The sequence below is a fragment of the Pseudobacter sp. genome, from assembly GCF_051955275.1.
Taxonomy (GTDB): Bacteria; Bacteroidota; Bacteroidia; order Chitinophagales; family Chitinophagaceae; genus Pseudobacter.
In genome coordinates this window covers 43,153-59,005 of record NZ_JBQCGW010000191.1, presented here as the reverse complement: position 1 = coordinate 59,005, position 15,853 = coordinate 43,153, and the positions used below count along the sequence as shown (strand labels likewise).

The 15,853-nt window shown below is 48.8% G+C and carries 7 protein-coding genes; 2 read left to right on the top strand and 5 right to left on the bottom strand.

Annotated features, from left to right (window positions below; translation table 11 throughout):
* Positions 1 to 24: 24 nt before the first annotated feature.
* Positions 25 to 456, top strand: a complete 432-nt coding sequence (locus ACTHMC_RS16660; protein WP_440414723.1) for an acyl-CoA thioesterase — start codon at positions 25 to 27, stop codon at positions 454 to 456.
* Between the two features lie 152 nt (positions 457 to 608).
* On the opposite strand, the gene ACTHMC_RS16655 is transcribed toward ACTHMC_RS16660, so the two are convergent.
* The 3 genes from ACTHMC_RS16655 to ACTHMC_RS16645 all read right to left on the bottom strand — a co-directional run bounded on the left by ACTHMC_RS16655 (position 609) and on the right by ACTHMC_RS16645 (position 3,618).
* Positions 609 to 1,346 (bottom strand): shikimate dehydrogenase family protein, encoded by a 738-nt coding sequence (locus ACTHMC_RS16655; RefSeq protein WP_440414721.1) that lies wholly within the window; start codon positions 1,344 to 1,346, stop codon positions 609 to 611.
* A complete protein-coding gene (locus tag ACTHMC_RS16650; protein WP_440414719.1) occupies positions 1,343 to 2,116 on the bottom strand; it encodes a phosphosulfolactate synthase in 774 nt (257 codons plus the stop codon). Before ACTHMC_RS16650 ends, ACTHMC_RS16655 begins: the two co-directional genes overlap by 4 nt.
* Before the next feature lie 86 nt (positions 2,117 to 2,202).
* Positions 2,203 to 3,618: a tetratricopeptide repeat protein gene (locus tag ACTHMC_RS16645; RefSeq protein WP_440414717.1), complete on the bottom strand. Its 1,416-nt coding sequence runs from the start codon at positions 3,616 to 3,618 to the stop codon at positions 2,203 to 2,205.
* A gap of 280 nt (positions 3,619 to 3,898) precedes the next feature.
* Between ACTHMC_RS16645 and ACTHMC_RS16640 the strand changes: the two genes are divergently transcribed.
* Positions 3,899 to 4,246: a hypothetical protein gene (locus ACTHMC_RS16640; protein WP_440414716.1), complete on the top strand. Its 348-nt coding sequence runs from the start codon at positions 3,899 to 3,901 to the stop codon at positions 4,244 to 4,246.
* A 267-nt stretch (positions 4,247 to 4,513) separates the two neighbouring features.
* On the opposite strand, the gene ACTHMC_RS16635 is transcribed toward ACTHMC_RS16640, so the two are convergent.
* Complete coding sequence (locus ACTHMC_RS16635; RefSeq protein WP_440414714.1) at positions 4,514 to 5,170, bottom strand: hypothetical protein; 657 nt, start codon at positions 5,168 to 5,170, stop codon at positions 4,514 to 4,516.
* Between the two features lie 182 nt (positions 5,171 to 5,352).
* Positions 5,353 to 15,714, bottom strand: a complete 10,362-nt coding sequence (locus ACTHMC_RS16630; RefSeq protein WP_440414713.1) for a LamG-like jellyroll fold domain-containing protein — start codon at positions 15,712 to 15,714, stop codon at positions 5,353 to 5,355.
* Positions 15,715 to 15,853 lie beyond the last annotated feature (139 nt).

Genomic DNA, 15,853 nt, shown 5'->3' with positions numbered 1-15,853 from the left:
ACTTCTTCAGGATAAATAATACCTATGCCACGCATCAAGATTGAGCTCCCCACTGATTTTGCATTTACTTCGGTTATACCTGTCCGTATCACAGACCTCAACTACGGCAACCACGTTGGAAACGACACCATCCTTTCGCTCATCCATGAAGCCCGCGTGCAATACCTGCACCAGCTGGGTTACGGAGAACTGAACTTTGCCGGCACCGGCCTCATCATGGCGGATGTTGGCATTGAGTACAAAGCGGAACTGCATTATGGCGATGCAGTGAAAGTATCTGTAGCAGCGGGAGATATCACTAAGATCTCCTTCGATCTGTATTACAAGCTGGAAAAAGAAACCGAGGGGAAAACTGTACTGGTGGCAGCAGCCAAAACAGGTATGGTCTGTTATGATTATGAGAAGAAGAAGGTGTCTGCTATTCCTGCTGAAGCAAAAGCAAAGTTAGAAAAGTAATCAGGGGTGGCCACAAAGTTTAGCGTGCGGCCAGTAGCTCGCCGCTGGCGAGTTACTTATATTGGTTCGCCTCCGGCGAACACCGTGTAGCCGGGAGGCGACGGAATAGACGTCACTCGCGGGGACGCGAGCGACTGGGCACTGCGAAAGAATTATTTCTGATTCCAGATCCTCCAGCTCTCTTCCGCCTGGATCACCAGCATATCCATTCCATTTTTGATGGCAGCGCCCTGCGCTTCTCCCCTTTGCAGGAACTGTGTTCTGGCCGGGTTATACACCAGGTCATAGAGATAATGCTTTGCGCTCATGGCTTCATAAGGTAATGCAGGCCAGGCGTCTTCTTTGGGGTACATACCCACGGGCGTGGTATTCACAATCAGCGTATACTCATCAACGATAGCAGGAGTTATCTGCTCATAACTGCGTTGGTTTTCTGCGGATGGTGTGCGGGAAATAATGAGGTAGTCGATATTATGCTGCTGCAGTACGTAACAGATGGCTTTGGAAGCGCCGCCGGTGCCCAGCACCAGTGCCTTGCGATGGCTGGGTTGCAGGAATTCACTGAGACTTCTGCCGAAGCCAAGAACATCCGTATTGAAACCGGTGAGTTCACCGTTTTCAATGCGGATACAATTGCAGGCGCCGATGGCTTTAACCACCGGCTCCATATGATGTAAAAATGGAAGTACCTGTTCTTTATATGGAATGGTCACATTGAAACCCGCCAGGTCAGGATGGCTGGCCAGAATTTCTTTCAGCGCATCGATATCGGGGATGGGAAAGTTCTGGTACACGCAGTTCCTGATCCCTTCCTTTGCAAACTTTTCCGTGAAGAAAGGTTGCGAGAAAGAGTGACTTAACGGGTAGCCGATGAGGCCATACCGTTTCATTGGTTTACTTCGTTATTGAGGAAGAGGCTGAAGGTATCGCCGCGGAGACCAATTCGCATAGCTTCCAGGGGAATTACTTCCGTTGGAGCGATATTGCCGAGGTTCACATTGCAACCGAGCAGTTCAATGAAGTACAGCTGCTGTGCTTTCTGAGGCGCTTCCCAGAGGATCTTCTCGCCTGGGATCTGTGTGAGGATCTCCTGCACGAGGCCTTCACGCACTTCACCTGATCCGCGGTAAATACCCACGTTACCGGCTTCGCGCGCTTCTGCGATCACATAAGAAGAACCTGCATTGAGCTCTGCACGCATCAGTTCGATCCATTTGTAGGGAGGAATGATATGGGCTGCGTCTTTACTACCCACTTCACTGAGCACTGTACCATGCTTGGTGAGCTTTTCGATATATCCGCATTTCTCCGCATGGGGGATAGTGATGGAACCATCACTCACTTCCATATAAGAAATGCCGTATTCTTTGCAGACATTGATATAATCATCAAACTGGTTACGGATCAGGAAAGCTTCAAAAAGTGTTCCGCCAAAATAGATCGGAATATTGTAGCTCTGATAAACCTTGATCTTTTCTTTCAGGTTAGGGGTTACGAAAGAAGTGCCGAAGCCCAGCTTCACTATATCCACATGCGGGCCGGAGATCTCCATGAAATTTTTTACTTCAGGGATACTTAGGCCTTTGTCCATTACCATGGTTACACCATCCGTACGGGGCTGAGGAGTCCTTTCGGGGATCTGAGAAAGATTGAAATTCATTCGTCTGGTTTTACACTTAGGAATTTTCTAAAGTCGCCGCAAAAATAGGGAATAATGAAAAATGCAAACAGGATTTAAATCATGTCCTATTTATTCTTCTTGAATCTGGCCACAATATCAGCCACCAGCTGGTGTTGCAGGATGGAAGGATCCAGTTCCACGATCTTCTTCAAAAGCTTCGGGCTCTGGCTCATGGCATTTTCCAGTTGCAGCAATGCTTCCTTGGTCTTGCCCAGTGCGAGATACACGGCAGAAAGGTAGAACCTGAACACAGGTTTATCATTCGTCATATGAAGTGCTGCCTGCACCTGTTCGAGGGCTTCTTCATAGAATTCGCCGTGGTAGAGGCAACGGATCAGCGATTCCCAGCTGGTAACATTCCTGGGGCGCTGACCAACTACATTAGAAAAATATTGTATAGCTTCTTTGTAATCCCCGAGTTGCATCCTGCACTCTCCCATGGCCAGGTTGTATTCCGGTTGTAAACGATGGATCTGCATGGCAGTTTCCAGTTGCTTGATGGCAACGGTCCACTGTCCCTCATTCATGTAAGTGCAGGCGATCTTGAAATACAACTTGCTGTCTTCCTGGTTGAGGTGCGAAGCCTTGCGATAGTAGAACCTTGCCTGGGCATAGTTCTTCTGGCGGTCATAACAATGGCCGATGGCTTCATAGATCACATCTTCCGGCCTTGAAAGCTCCAGTACTTTCTCCAATGCTTCTATCGCATCCTTGTACTTACGGATACGGATGAACGCGTCTCCCATATTGCGGTAAGCATAGTCGAACTTCTCGTCTATGACCACGGCGTATTTATAGGCGTCGATGGCTTTTTCGTAGAGTTTGAGCCCCTGGTAAGCGGCGGCGAGGTTGAACCAGGCCAGTTCGCTGTAGGGATGCTCATCGATGATATCCTGGTGAAGGCGGATGCTCTCTTCATTGCGACCGGTAGAGTCTGTCCAGAAGCAGATCTTGTACAGGGCTTCCTCATTGGTAGGATCCTGTTCCAGGATGAGTTTAAGGCAATCGAAGATTTTATCGAATTCTTCGTAATCATCGTATACATCTGCCAGTTCAAAAAGCAGTTCGATGCGCTCCTGTCCCTCGAAAAGTTCCAGGGCATTTTCCAGGAGCAGTACTGCTTTCTCCTGCTGGTCCAGCGCCAGGTAGGCGGCCGTTTTGAGGATGTACAGGTTGATATCATTACTGTCAAGCACAGCCGCGTGGCTCAGTACTTCCAGTGCCTCTGTATAGTGGCGGGTGGCGATGAGCAGGTCAGCTTTCTTGATATGCAATATGGAAGAGTACGGGAAGAGCTCGATCCCCAGTTCTGCGGCTATGAGTGCCTGTTGGAGATCTTCCTCGTCATCATAGTAGTCGATGATCTTTTCGAACGATTCTTCATCCAGGAAAGAGTGGCTTTTGCCATTTTTCAGGTTCTGGAACTGCTTTACCAATTCTTTGATTTCGTCGTTATTCTGGCTCGATGGGTTATCTCTCATGAATCAATGTAATGGTTTATGTAAAATACCGCTCTTGGATGGTCCGGCCAAGTTTTGTTATTGACAGCCGTGCATAAGTTTTGCCTGTAAGCCAACAATTTATGTCCGGGATGCAACATTCCGGTAAAAAAAGGAATCATTTTATGCAAACTGTAACATTTTAGCATCTTAAGCGTTAAAAGAAATATAAAGAGCTGGATGAACGGTTAAAGGAATCCCAATTTTTTTATATATTTTTGCACTAATTATGCAGGCAAACTTTACGCTAAAACTTAACCAAATGCTAAGAAGTACGATCATCTGTTGCGCGATGATTGGGACAGTGGCGCTTGCATTGGCCAGTAGTGGCGGAGGTGGGAAGAAGAGCCAATCGAATGTTCCACTGAAGCCTGAATTCACCCCTATCAGGACAACCAATGGTTTCACCCTGAAGGCGGGGCCTCTATACTCGGGTAGTCAACTGTCCCGGAGTCAGCAGGCCAATAGTTATATCACTTATAACTCATTGGTTACCTATGAACAAGGCAATAAGATCTTCATCCTGCCCAGCTCGGTAAAGATCAAATCACAGCCTACGTTCCGTTCTAATCTGAACGTACTGGATCTGAAGGTACGTTTGCGGAAATAGTCCGCTTTACTGTTGTATCGCCCAGGCAACCGCCTGACCTTCAATATCTGGAGCAGGAATTTAATCGCCGTAAAAATATTCGCCAGCCGATGAGGCTGGCTTTTTTTATGTCTTATATTCTGGGGCTGCCGTCGTTCGCGGGGTCACGAGTGACAAATATTTCTTCGCCTCCGGGGAACCAGGTCTCGCCAGAGGAGAGCAAATAGAAATCACTGGCGGGGATGCAAGCGACTGGGCACACTCAAATTAATCAGTGCCCCTGCTTATTTACAGGCTTGTTTTCTTGCTTTCCTCGTAGGTCATCTCCCTGTACCCTGATTTAGGCAGGTCGAATTTAGAAACCGGTACCGGGTTCATATTGATGCTGCTCACCGTGTACTTGATGGTGAGTTTTCCCTGTACCAGCTCGTATTCCAGCGGCAATCCGTTCAGGTTGCGGAACTGGTAATCATAATCCCTGTTCTCGGGAATGATATCTGAGGTATAATAGACTGTGAAAACAGTTCCATCAGTCAGGGAGGCAGTGGCTTTTGTGCACTTGTAACCCGCGATGGTCTTGGTTTCTGAAGTATTGGTGAAAGTAATACCGTTGTATCTTTTATTCTTTTCGGCCCAGTTCTGGGCTGTCATGCGGATCAGGAGTTTTTGTCCGCTTACCTCTCTCAGCACTACAGCTGATCCTGTTTTGGAATCATGAATAGTAGTGGAAGAAAAAAGCGCGCTGACCATTTCGGAGCGGCTCATATTCCCTTTGATATAAACGGTAGTGGTGGCGCCATCAAAGGCGTCGGCAATTTTGGGATCAGCGCTTCCGGTAGAGACGGAAGCATCATAAACCATGGTAAGTTCGGAGATCTTTTTCTGGGCCTGAACGAAAACGGTCCAAAGGGTGCTAATAACCAGTAAGAGGGTAAACTTTTTCATGATGCTGGCTTGGTTGATATCATTAAGACGGTACGGATGGCCTTAACCGTTGTCTAAAGTAATAATAAAAAACAGATTTCTAACAAGATAGCTATAATTAAGGAGCCCGCAACAACCATGTTGTGCGGGCTCCTTTCTGTAATTAAAGCCGCAACCTAAGTGAAGGGCTTCGGGCTTTCGTTTTATTTTTTGATGAATCGTTCCGAGATGATCGATCCGTCTTCCAGGATCAGTTGCAGCAGGTAAGTTCCCCTGCTCAGCGCAGCTACTCCTGTTGTGAACTGATTCCAGCCGCTGTTGGCCCTGAAGGCTGATTTTGCCAGCACCCTTCCTGCAGCATCCAGCACATTGGCCTGAATGTACTGACCACGCTGAACGGAGATCTCGTAACGGAGGGTATTGGTTACAACCGGGTTCGGACGGATCACCAGGCCTTTTTCTCCATTACCGGCCAGCTGGGCTACCACGATTTTGGAAAAACTGCTTCTGCCATCGATATCCACCTGGCGGATGCGGTACTGGTAGAGAATGCCTGATCTCACATTCCTGTCGTCAAAACTGTAATTGTTGGTAGCATTCGTAGTTCCTCTTCCTCCTACAGTAGTGAGCAGGGTGAATGTTCCGCCGGCTTCGCTTCTTTCTACCACAAAATGGTGGTTATTGAGCTCGCTGTGCGTGGTCCAGTTTACATGGATGTACTGGTTGTTTACCGGTGCGGCTTTCACTTCGCCCCAGCTTACCGGAAGAACCTGCTCCAGGTTGACAGTCCAGATACCACCGAATGTAGAGAAGCCATTCACGCCATCGAAATCAACATACTCTGTTCCATCCATGGTGCCTGTTACCAGGGCGCCATCTACCCACTCCTGTCCGCCGCCGCCAATTCCCTCGGCCGAGAGCCTTGAAACAACCTGTGCGGCCGTCATATTACCCGCTTTGAACCAGCTGAAGGAATGCGCATCGGTTAGACCGTTGGCAGTTTTGATAGCTTCGATATTATTCGTTTCCACATTTTCAGCTCCTGTTTTTTCAGCGGAAGCGTAGAACATCCTTACCACAAAGGCAGGCTGCGGATTGGCCACTGCATCATAGCAACCGGCGCAATTGATTTCCAGTAGGCGGCGCATGAGGCGTGAGGCTTTTTGTGCAGTTCCTTTTCCGAGATCATTGAAAGCTGCATTCACGTTCACTTTTGCAGTGATCTTCGTACGGTCGATCAGTTGCGCAGGATCGTAAATGGCTGCAATGTATTTGCCGGCGTCTGCAGGGTCTTTGAAGAGGATCCACCCATCGGTATAACACTTATCAGTAGCCGCAGTTGTTTCTGCATTGTAAGCAGTGAGCACGGCTTCATTGTCCACACAATCACCACCGGTTGCAAATGTGAAGTGCTGGCCATCGGTGAAATCATAGGAAGTTTCCCATACATCACCATTGAGTGTCATCGGCATCTCAACAACGGTTCCCGTGAAGTCTGCACTGTTGCTCACCAGCAGGTACATCTTACCGGCTTTTTCAAGCGGCAGTTTCACTGCATTGGCACTGGTGCTTGCCGGCGCCTGGATAGTTACAGAAGAAACCGTATTTGTTTCCTGCACTTTCCAGGTCCTGGCGATACGCTTGCGATCAGCAGGTGCATTAGTGACCGTCCAGTCAGTTCTGTTTGCATTATCATCGCCCAGTACCAGCGCAGATTTATTGCCCAGGTCATTGGAGTTGTCTGTATTGGTAGTGGCGATCCCCATTCCATTACCCAGTGTGATCAGGGCTTCGGCGCTGTTCACGCTACGGGATTGCTTCTGGTGAAGGCCATTACAATCATCACGACCGATACCGGTGATATTGTAGTTGTAAGTAGCATTGGCTGTTGCATTCCAGAGTACGGTCCCATCGGGGTCCATATAATCATGGCTGAGGGTGAGGCCATATTTGAGACCGAAGTAGCTGGCTACTTTCAGGCGCTCCGTGGCTGTGAGCTCACGGCTGAACACGGCCACTTCCGCCAACTCGCCATTGAAGAACAGGTCATTGGCAACAGAACCGGAAGCATTGTATCTTCTTGAACCTATATTGATCTGGTTCTGCACCGGGAAGAAGTTCTGAGCTCCGGTAATAGCTGATGCACCGTTGTATTCAATCACACCTGCTCCTGCCGGAGAAGCGCTGCGGTGCATATTCGCCAGCTGGATCTTACCCAGGTTATTGGCAGTGGTCAACAGGCTTCCTGCATTGGTGCCTACCCTGCTCACCCAGCCCAGTTGACCGGAAGCATTGGTGTAGAACCTGGAGAACTGTTCTGTGCCGGTAGTTGTTCTTCCCAATCCAAGGAAGTCTCCATCACGGGGGATCAGTACCGTGAACACTTCTTCACCTGCCGCAGCCGCGCTATGGCTGATAGTAGCATTGGTCAGCACAGTGGATGTTCCGTTGAACGTGATGCTTGGGTTAAAGTTGAACAGCTTGTTGGTGGTATTGTAAACAGGTTGTGCAGCAGCAGTAGCCTGGGTTACATCTTTGGTATTGATGCTCTGATCAGCCCATGCACTTACGCCTGTTGCAGTGGTAACTCCTTTATCTGCACGGTACCAGGTGAACAATGGATCCTTCACGCCACCGGGCGCTTCGTTGGTGAGGTCGGTAACCAGTGTGAAGTACTGACCGTCGGCGAGGCTGAGATTGCTGAAAGTGGCTGTTTGTGTAACTGCATCGTACGAGGTTGGTACTATCACGGAGGTACTGGCGGCAGTGAAATCGCTGCTGTTGTTAACCAGCAGTTTGAGGTCACTCAATGACGTGCTGGTTGGTACCAGTCCTGCGAGGAACATCTGCATCTGCACAACATCAACAGATCCTGTTTTCTGCACTTTCCATTCCCGCTGGAGGCGGGTGATCTTGCTACAGGAGCCGGGATCCAGCACGGTCGGATACTCTGTGGTTTTCGTGCCGGTCAGACCATCATCTCCCCATACCAGGAAGCTGAGGTCATCAGCAAAGGAGGAGGAGTTATCCAGGTTAGTGGTGGCAATTGTATTCAGACCGATAGCGATCATATTACCATTGGCGGCGGTATTCACGCTGCGGCTTTGTTTCTGATTGAGGCCGGTCTTGTCATCACGACCGATGCCTGCGATATTGTTCTTGTAAGTGGCGTTAGCCGTTGCATCCCAGTAAGTGGTTCCGGAAGTACCATCATAATCAGTGGCTACATAGCTGGTAGCAGTGGTCTGATCCATGGTATATCCGTATTTCATGGCCAGGTAAGAACTGATACGCTGACGCTCGAAGGCGGCAAGTTCCCTGTTGTAGGTGATCACTTCATTGAGAGGGCCTTGCCAGAATTGAGTGGAGTTGGATAACATTCCCACATATGCTCCGCCTGTAGTGCCGGTGTTCCAGGTTTTGTTCTGAGACAGAAGCAATCTTGATTTGCTGTACAGACTGGCCAGCCCGTTAGTGCCACCAACCCATGTACCCATTACCTCCTGGGGTACATTGATCACAGCCGTTCCTGCTGCACCTGAAACATCGTTGGTAAACCCGGAATAGGTGATAGCGTTTGCCACATTCACCAGCGAATTATAAGCACTGGCAGTATTGTTACCAAATCCAAACATATAACGGGTTCCGGTTACATTGGTTGGCGTACCTACGCTGATCAATGTTCTGGGAGAGGTCCCGAGCGGAAACTTCGCCAGGGTCATAGTCATTTGAGAATTGGTACCGTTGAATACGAAACCAGGGTTATAGTTGGTAGTAGCGTTATTGAATGCAGGCTGATTAGCCGCAGTGGGCTGAATAGCATTATTATCATTACCGCTATAATCGATCCAGTTATCAACAGCGGATACATTATCATCCGCACGCAGCCAGAGATTGATACCTACGTTCACATAACCAGGTCCACGAAGTTCTTTTGCAAAAGTGAAGTAAGCGCCATCAGGTAGATCTGCAGTAAGAACCGATACATTACCATCGGCATCCAACTGGTAAGCAGCATCTGTTCCATCGAACACATTATCTGTTGCGCTCACTACCAGGTAGATCTTCTCATTACCACCAGTGAGTTTGAAGTTCACATCGCGGTCAGCAAAATTGGTCTTATCAACCTTCCATATCCTTGCCATGCGGGAAGTGAGATTGTTCAGGCCACTGAGGGTTTCCGTGTAATCTGCAGGCAGGTTATTGTCAGCAATGAAGAGATAAGAATTATTATTCTCGATGGTATTTGTGTTGAGCACATTGGAGGTTGAAATTTCACCAACTCCCAACGCAAGGATACCACCATTGCTGTTGATGCTTTGTTTCTGGTAGAGCTCGGTACAGTCATCACGACCGATACCTGTGATATGGAAATTGTATCCGGCATTATCGGCGGCATCCCACATAATGGTAGTACCATCGCTGCCCAGGTAATTTACAGCACCTGCGCCCATGGTGATACCATATTTAAGTGAGAGGTAGGATTCCACGCGCTGCAGTTCCGTACCTGTGAGTGCTTTGTTATTGTAAACGATGAACTCGGCAATGTCACCGCTATAGAAGAACCCATTGTTTAAATTACCGATGGTGCCCAAGCTTTGAACATAATTGAAGCTGGTGACATCTGCATTGGCCGCTACCTGCGAACCATCCTGGCGGAGTCTTCTGCCAATTGTTTTATCATAGGTGGTTAACAGGAGATCCGTTTTGTTAACAGCAGTAGCGCCGCCCCAGAAACCGTTGTTAGGCCAGCTGGCTTCAATGTTGGCAAGGCCGCCGGCACCTGCATTGTTATTGTATTGAAGGAGTACGCCCTGGTAAGCAGGGATAGCTCCCAGGTAAGACACCTGCCTTTCATTGATATTATTGGGTTTGGTTACCGCAATGATACTGTAGTTGTTATTTCCGGGGTTGAGCACATTGGGTGTGATATTCAAAAACTGGCTGGTACCATTGAACCTGAAAACAGGATTGAAGTTCACTGAGCTTTCAATCACTGCAGGAATGGCTGCAGCAGTTCCCTGCATTCCATGCCTTTGCAGGCCGCTGAAATCGATCCAGTTGCCCGGAGTGGATGTACCATAATCAGCACGTAACCAGGCTGAGATATTTCCATTTACACAGGCGGGGCCTGTGAGCTTACTGGCAACAGTGAAATAAGCGCCATCAGGCAGATCGGCAGTATTGATGGTAATAGAGCCGGTTGCAGTATTGAGGGCATATTCGGTGGTGCCGGTGGCTCCAAACATCGGATCATCGCTGGTATTCACCAACAGGTAACGGTCACCATTCTGGGCAAATTTGATAGTGATATCCTGATCAGTCCAGTTGGTCCTGTCTACTTTCCAGACCCTGGCCATTCTTGTAGTGGCATTGGGGGTGGAAGTAACAGGGATCATGAACAGGGCCGGGCTTCCATTGCTTGACCAGGTGAAGAAGCTGAGATCGTCCATCTCATTGGGGTTCTCCGCATTGGTTGGGAAGACGGATGCACCCAGTGCCATGGTAACAGTATTATCCACGGCAGAAACGGATTGCTTCTGGTTGAGGCCTGTGGCTTCATCGCGGCCAAGGCCTGCGATGCCCTGCACGTAACCTGTATTCTTGGAAACGGTCCACATTCTGGTAGTACCGTCAGTTGCGATATAATCCTGTGTACCGTTTGCAAGTGTAAGACCGTGTTTCAGCGAGAGGTAAGAGTTCACCTGCTGCAACTCAGTTGCAGTAAGTACACGATTGTAGACCACCACTTCATTGATGCTACCTGCATATTGGTCAGTAGTGGTACCACCACGCCAGCCGAGTCGCAAGTTATTGCTCAACAGGGTCCAGGCTGCTGTTCCCCCGCCATCGGCAGCTCCATTGGTGTACAGACTGAACACATTGCCGGCAGCACGCGTGGCAGCATGCAGCATGGGAACATTGGCGGTGGTATAATTAGCCGTGGATGTAACCAATCCGGTTGTGGTGGCGGTTACAAAGAATTTATTTACGGTGTAACCGTAGGCGAAACCATTGGTGGCATCAGTTGGCGCACCCAGGATGATATCACTGGTAGTTGCCGGATTTCTTTTGCTAACACTCACCACCGTGAACTGGTTAGTTCCGCTGATACCTGCATTGGTAGGGAAATTCATGAAATCATTGGCGCCATCCAGTACATAACCGGGATTGAAATTGGTATTGCTGGCATTGAAAACAGGCTGACTGGCAACAGTGGGTTGCACCGCATTGTTATCATTACCGCTGAAGTCATTCCAGCTTGATCCGGAACTAACGCCATCATCTGCACGCAGCCAGAACTGTACTCCGGTATTCACAAAACCAGGACCTTTGATCTCCTTTGCAAACGTAAAGTAAGCGCCATCAGGAATAGCATCGGATTCAAAGTTTACCGTTCCATCTGCGTTTACAGGGATCTCTTCATTGATTGTAGCAAAGGTTGGATCCGAACTGATCAGCAGGTAAACGTTGCTGGCAGGATAATGCATCTTCAAAGTGAGTGGCATATCTGCCCAGTTGCTCTTACGCGCTTTCCAGACCCTGGGCATACGCATGGTGGCCTTCTCACCAGTAACAGCAAGATTATAAGTCACTGCTAAATTGTTATCAGACCAGAAGAAGAATGATTTATCATTAATGATATCATCGGTATTCTCATCATTGGAAGGCATCACTGCTTGGCCAGCAGCAATTGTAAAATAGCTGGCGGTGGTTGCATTGGCGCTGCGGCTCTGCTTCTGGTAAAGTGCACTCAGATCATCACGGCCGATGGCAGTGATATTGGCTTTGTAAGCAGCATTGGCGGAACTGGCCCAGATAACGGTACCATCACTGGCAATATAATCCAGTGCGGAAGTTGACTGCTCCAGGGTTACACCGTATTTGACTGCCAGGTAGCTTCCTACTTTCAGTTTTTCAGTAGCATCCAGCTTTCTGTTGTACATGATCACTTCCGGAATTGTTCCTGTAAAGAAGGCTGCACCACCAGCGCCAATATAACTGGGTCCGGTGAAGTTGGTGGTATTGGCTGCATTGTTCACAATGGACCTGCCATCGATATTGGCCGACCATCTGTTACCACCTGAAGCCAGGTTAAGGATTGTGGGTATAGCAAGGTCCTTTGGAGCCGCGCTGAAGGTCAGCCTTGCGCTTGAACCAAAGGTGGGCCATACTGCATTACCGGTATTACGGTAAGAGGGCGGTGCCGTAGACGTGGATACCCCACCCAGCTGAAAGGGAAATGACCAGGTGGTTACTGCTGAGCCGTCCCTTACCAATGCTGAAGCCTGCACAGAGAACACTTCTCCATTGGTGAATGCTGTTGTAAATGCTGGCGTGTTCAGGTGTTCATTATTCGGAAACTGGATATAAGCGTTATAGTTATACCCGGTGTTGAACCAGTTGAGTGTGCGGTTGTACATGCGTGTCCAGGTCCTTTGTGCAGGGGCCTGGTCAATCACCGATGTAACGGTAGTACCGCTGAGTGTATAGTCATCACCGGCTTTCATCCAGGTTGCGAGGCCTGCTGCCACACCACCGGGATAAAACTGCTGACGGGCAAAAGTGAAGAAGGCCCCATCGGCGAGGTAAGAAGAAGGAATGGTAACAGAACCATCCTTGTTCATTTTCACTTCATGGGTGATAGCGGTAAAACCCGCATTGTTGCTGATGATAAGATAGTTCTTATCAGTAGCGCCTACAAATTTGAGTGTGATCACCTGTGCGTCGGACCAGTTGGTTTTCTGTACTTTCCAGACACGCGCCAGACGGGCGGTTACATTGGTACCGGTTACGGTAACACTGTATGCTGTGCCCAATTTGTTATTGCCCCAAACCATTGCAGCACGGTCGTTGGCGATATCGGTTTCATTATCATCGTTGGCAGAAAAGATCTTGTTGCCCATCACCACGGTAAGACTATCGTTCATGCTGATAGTTTTAGCCTGGCGCTGGTGGATAATACCCAGGTCATCCCTGTACAATCCGGCGATACCATTATTATAACCGGCATTACCTGTCTGACTCCAGATGGTAGTGATGCCATTGGCAGCGAGATAATCATGGAAAAGTGTAATACCGCTGCGGATGGCCAGGTAAGTATTGATCTGCCTGCGTTCGGTTTCAGATAATCTTCGGCTATACAATACCGTTTCTGCGATATCCCCTGCAAAAGCCAGCTTGGAGCTACCGTCATAGGCAATGAACTCCCTGTTGCCAGGCAGCGTGAAGTTGGCAGTATTGGCAGTGGAAATTGCAGATTGTTGTCCGCCGTTGAAATCAAGCCCCCATGATCCGGCGCCAGCATAGTTACCCATAATGTTCCAGCTGAGGATATTGATATTGCCACCTGTGATTGTAGTGGCGGCTTTTGCATCCTTCACTACTTTGTTGCTGGGAATATATCCCAGCCTGTCATTGGTACCGAAGCTGGTATAGATGGCCTGGTCATTCCAGGAATAGTGGATACCTCTTGGTGTTCCACCAAAATCATAAGGATACCCCCTGTTCACATTATTGGTAGCTGCGCGAAGTACAGTGATCACTTCACCCGCAGAGAATCCGCTTGCATATCCATATACGGGAGAATAGAGATAATCATCTCCATCGAAATTTACATAATTGTTGAAGTTCAGCCCTGACTTCACAGCTGCGGGATCACTGACCAGGGTGCTGAAGTTACGGTTGTTACCGCTCGCATCTTCCCAACCTGTATTGGCAACCAGGTTGCCTGCATTGAAGTCGTCTGATTTCAGCCAGAGCTGTACGCCGGCGCTTACTCCGGCCGGGCCTGTTGGTTTGATACCGATGCGGTTGCTGATCTCTGAAGTTCCGCAGTTATTGTTCACTCGCAGTGTGGCTGCCCAGAAACCGTAAGGAGCCTGATTCAGCGCGGTAATGGTTGCAGCAGACACTCCAGTGAGTGTCCGGTTGCCGGAACCGAGGCCCGTATAAGTATTTACATAATGCTGGGCGGATGCACCGGTAGTGCCTGCGTTGTTGGCAAAGAGCTCGAGGCTGCAGGCGTTGGTGCCGCAAAGCGTAGGCATCTTCACTACCACATTGTACACACCGGCAGCAGTTTCAGTTGAGCTGATCAGCTGTGGCCTGTTCACACCTTCATATCCGCAGTTGGCTTCGCCTGAAAGATCGATTCCCAAGCCGCGGTTATTGTAGATGCTGTTCTGTGTGATCACTATCTTATCAATCCAACGGATATCGATAGCACCCTGTGTGCCGGTATTTCCGTAAATGGTATTCTTACTGATGGTAAAGTTGGGTACTACATAAGTAATTCCATTGGCAGGATATAATCCGATTGCAATACCGGTATTATTCCTGAAAATATTTTCTGTGATCAGTACAGGACCGCCATCGGAAGTGGTATTGCGCGTCCAGATCACCAATGCGCCCTGATCACCGGCCAAAGTGCCGTTGCGGGCAAATTCGTTGCCCTGGATCAGGATATTATCATGGTTATTGGAGTGATTGTCTCCCATCCTCACAGCCTGTACATCGTAGTCGAAGAATTTATTATTGGTGAGAGTCACACGCTGATTGCTTACAGCAGGGAACAGAATGGCGTAATCCGCATCATCCGATACATTCTGCTGATCGGCATTGAAGGTATTATTATCAAAAGAGACAATATTGGTATTTCCCAGCAATTTCACATGTACTGCGGATCCGCTGCCCACGAGGTTGTTGAAGGTGGAGCTCCTGACTGTGAAATTACTGCTGGCTGCAGCTGCGTAAATCGCATGTACTTCACAGTTATTGAAGGTGGTATTATCGATCTCAACGCCGGAATGATTGGCTGCAAAAAAGAGGCCATAATCTCCGTCATCTGCCGAAGCAGGATCATCCATATTGAACAGACTGTTCCTGATAATGGCACCTGTAACGATGCCCTGGAAATGTACAGCCCTGCCGGAAACACCGCCGCCGCCTGACACTTCCACTCCTTCCATCAGCAGGTTGGTGACCTTGTCTGCAAAATGGATAGCGATCTGTTTGTCTTCCAGGCCAGTCACCTTCACATTACGGATGGTGAGATTGGTCTGTGCAGCATTGGTCATCACACCCCTGTTCAGGTAATGCACACCTGATTGGCTGATGGTGAGGTTTTCCAGCGTAACGCCGGTGAGTGCCACGGTGAGGTGTACACCGTTCACCCCTGTGTTTCTGAGCGTGAAGTTCCTGATGGTTGATCCACCGGAACCGGCACCCAGTACAAACAGGGCCACCGTGTTGTTTCCGCCTGGCGCACTCAGGATGCGCGTGGTGCGGTCAACACCGTCGATGGTTACACGTCTTGTAATAGTGGGAAGAGAAGCGGAAACCGTTACCACACCTGAGTAAGTGAAAGTAATGGTGTGCGGAGCGCCTGCTGCATTTGCGTTGGCATCCAGGATAGCCTGACGCAGAGAGCCGGCACCGGCATTGTTACCATTGGTAACAAAATAGTCCGTGGCATTTGCATGACCGGCATAGAGTAAGATTAATGGTAAGAGCACGCGCACAAAGGCTTTCAGCCTTGCGCTGACAAGGTATTTTTGTTTCATTCGAAGGGACATTAGATAATCCAATTAAAAACCCATCGAAATTATATAATATGTTAAAGGCGGTTCGTAGGTATGTTTCGAGGTGCTTGTAGTAATTAATTGCCATTAAAATAGAACCTTTTCATAATATAGTAAAAGT

Coding starts and splice junctions, on each gene's coding strand:
- ACTHMC_RS16655 (WP_440414721.1), bottom strand. CDS start 1,346: ATGAAACGGTATGGCCTCATCGGCTACCCGTTAAGTCACTCTTTCTCG.
- ACTHMC_RS16630 (WP_440414713.1), bottom strand. CDS start 15,714: ATGAAACAAAAATACCTTGTCAGCGCAAGGCTGAAAGCCTTTGTGCGC.
- ACTHMC_RS16640 (WP_440414716.1), top strand. CDS start 3,899: ATGCTAAGAAGTACGATCATCTGTTGCGCGATGATTGGGACAGTGGCG.
- ACTHMC_RS16650 (WP_440414719.1), bottom strand. CDS start 2,116: ATGAATTTCAATCTTTCTCAGATCCCCGAAAGGACTCCTCAGCCCCGT.
- ACTHMC_RS16645 (WP_440414717.1), bottom strand. CDS start 3,618: ATGAGAGATAACCCATCGAGCCAGAATAACGACGAAATCAAAGAATTG.
- ACTHMC_RS16660 (WP_440414723.1), top strand. CDS start 25: ATGCCACGCATCAAGATTGAGCTCCCCACTGATTTTGCATTTACTTCG.
- ACTHMC_RS16635 (WP_440414714.1), bottom strand. CDS start 5,170: ATGAAAAAGTTTACCCTCTTACTGGTTATTAGCACCCTTTGGACCGTT.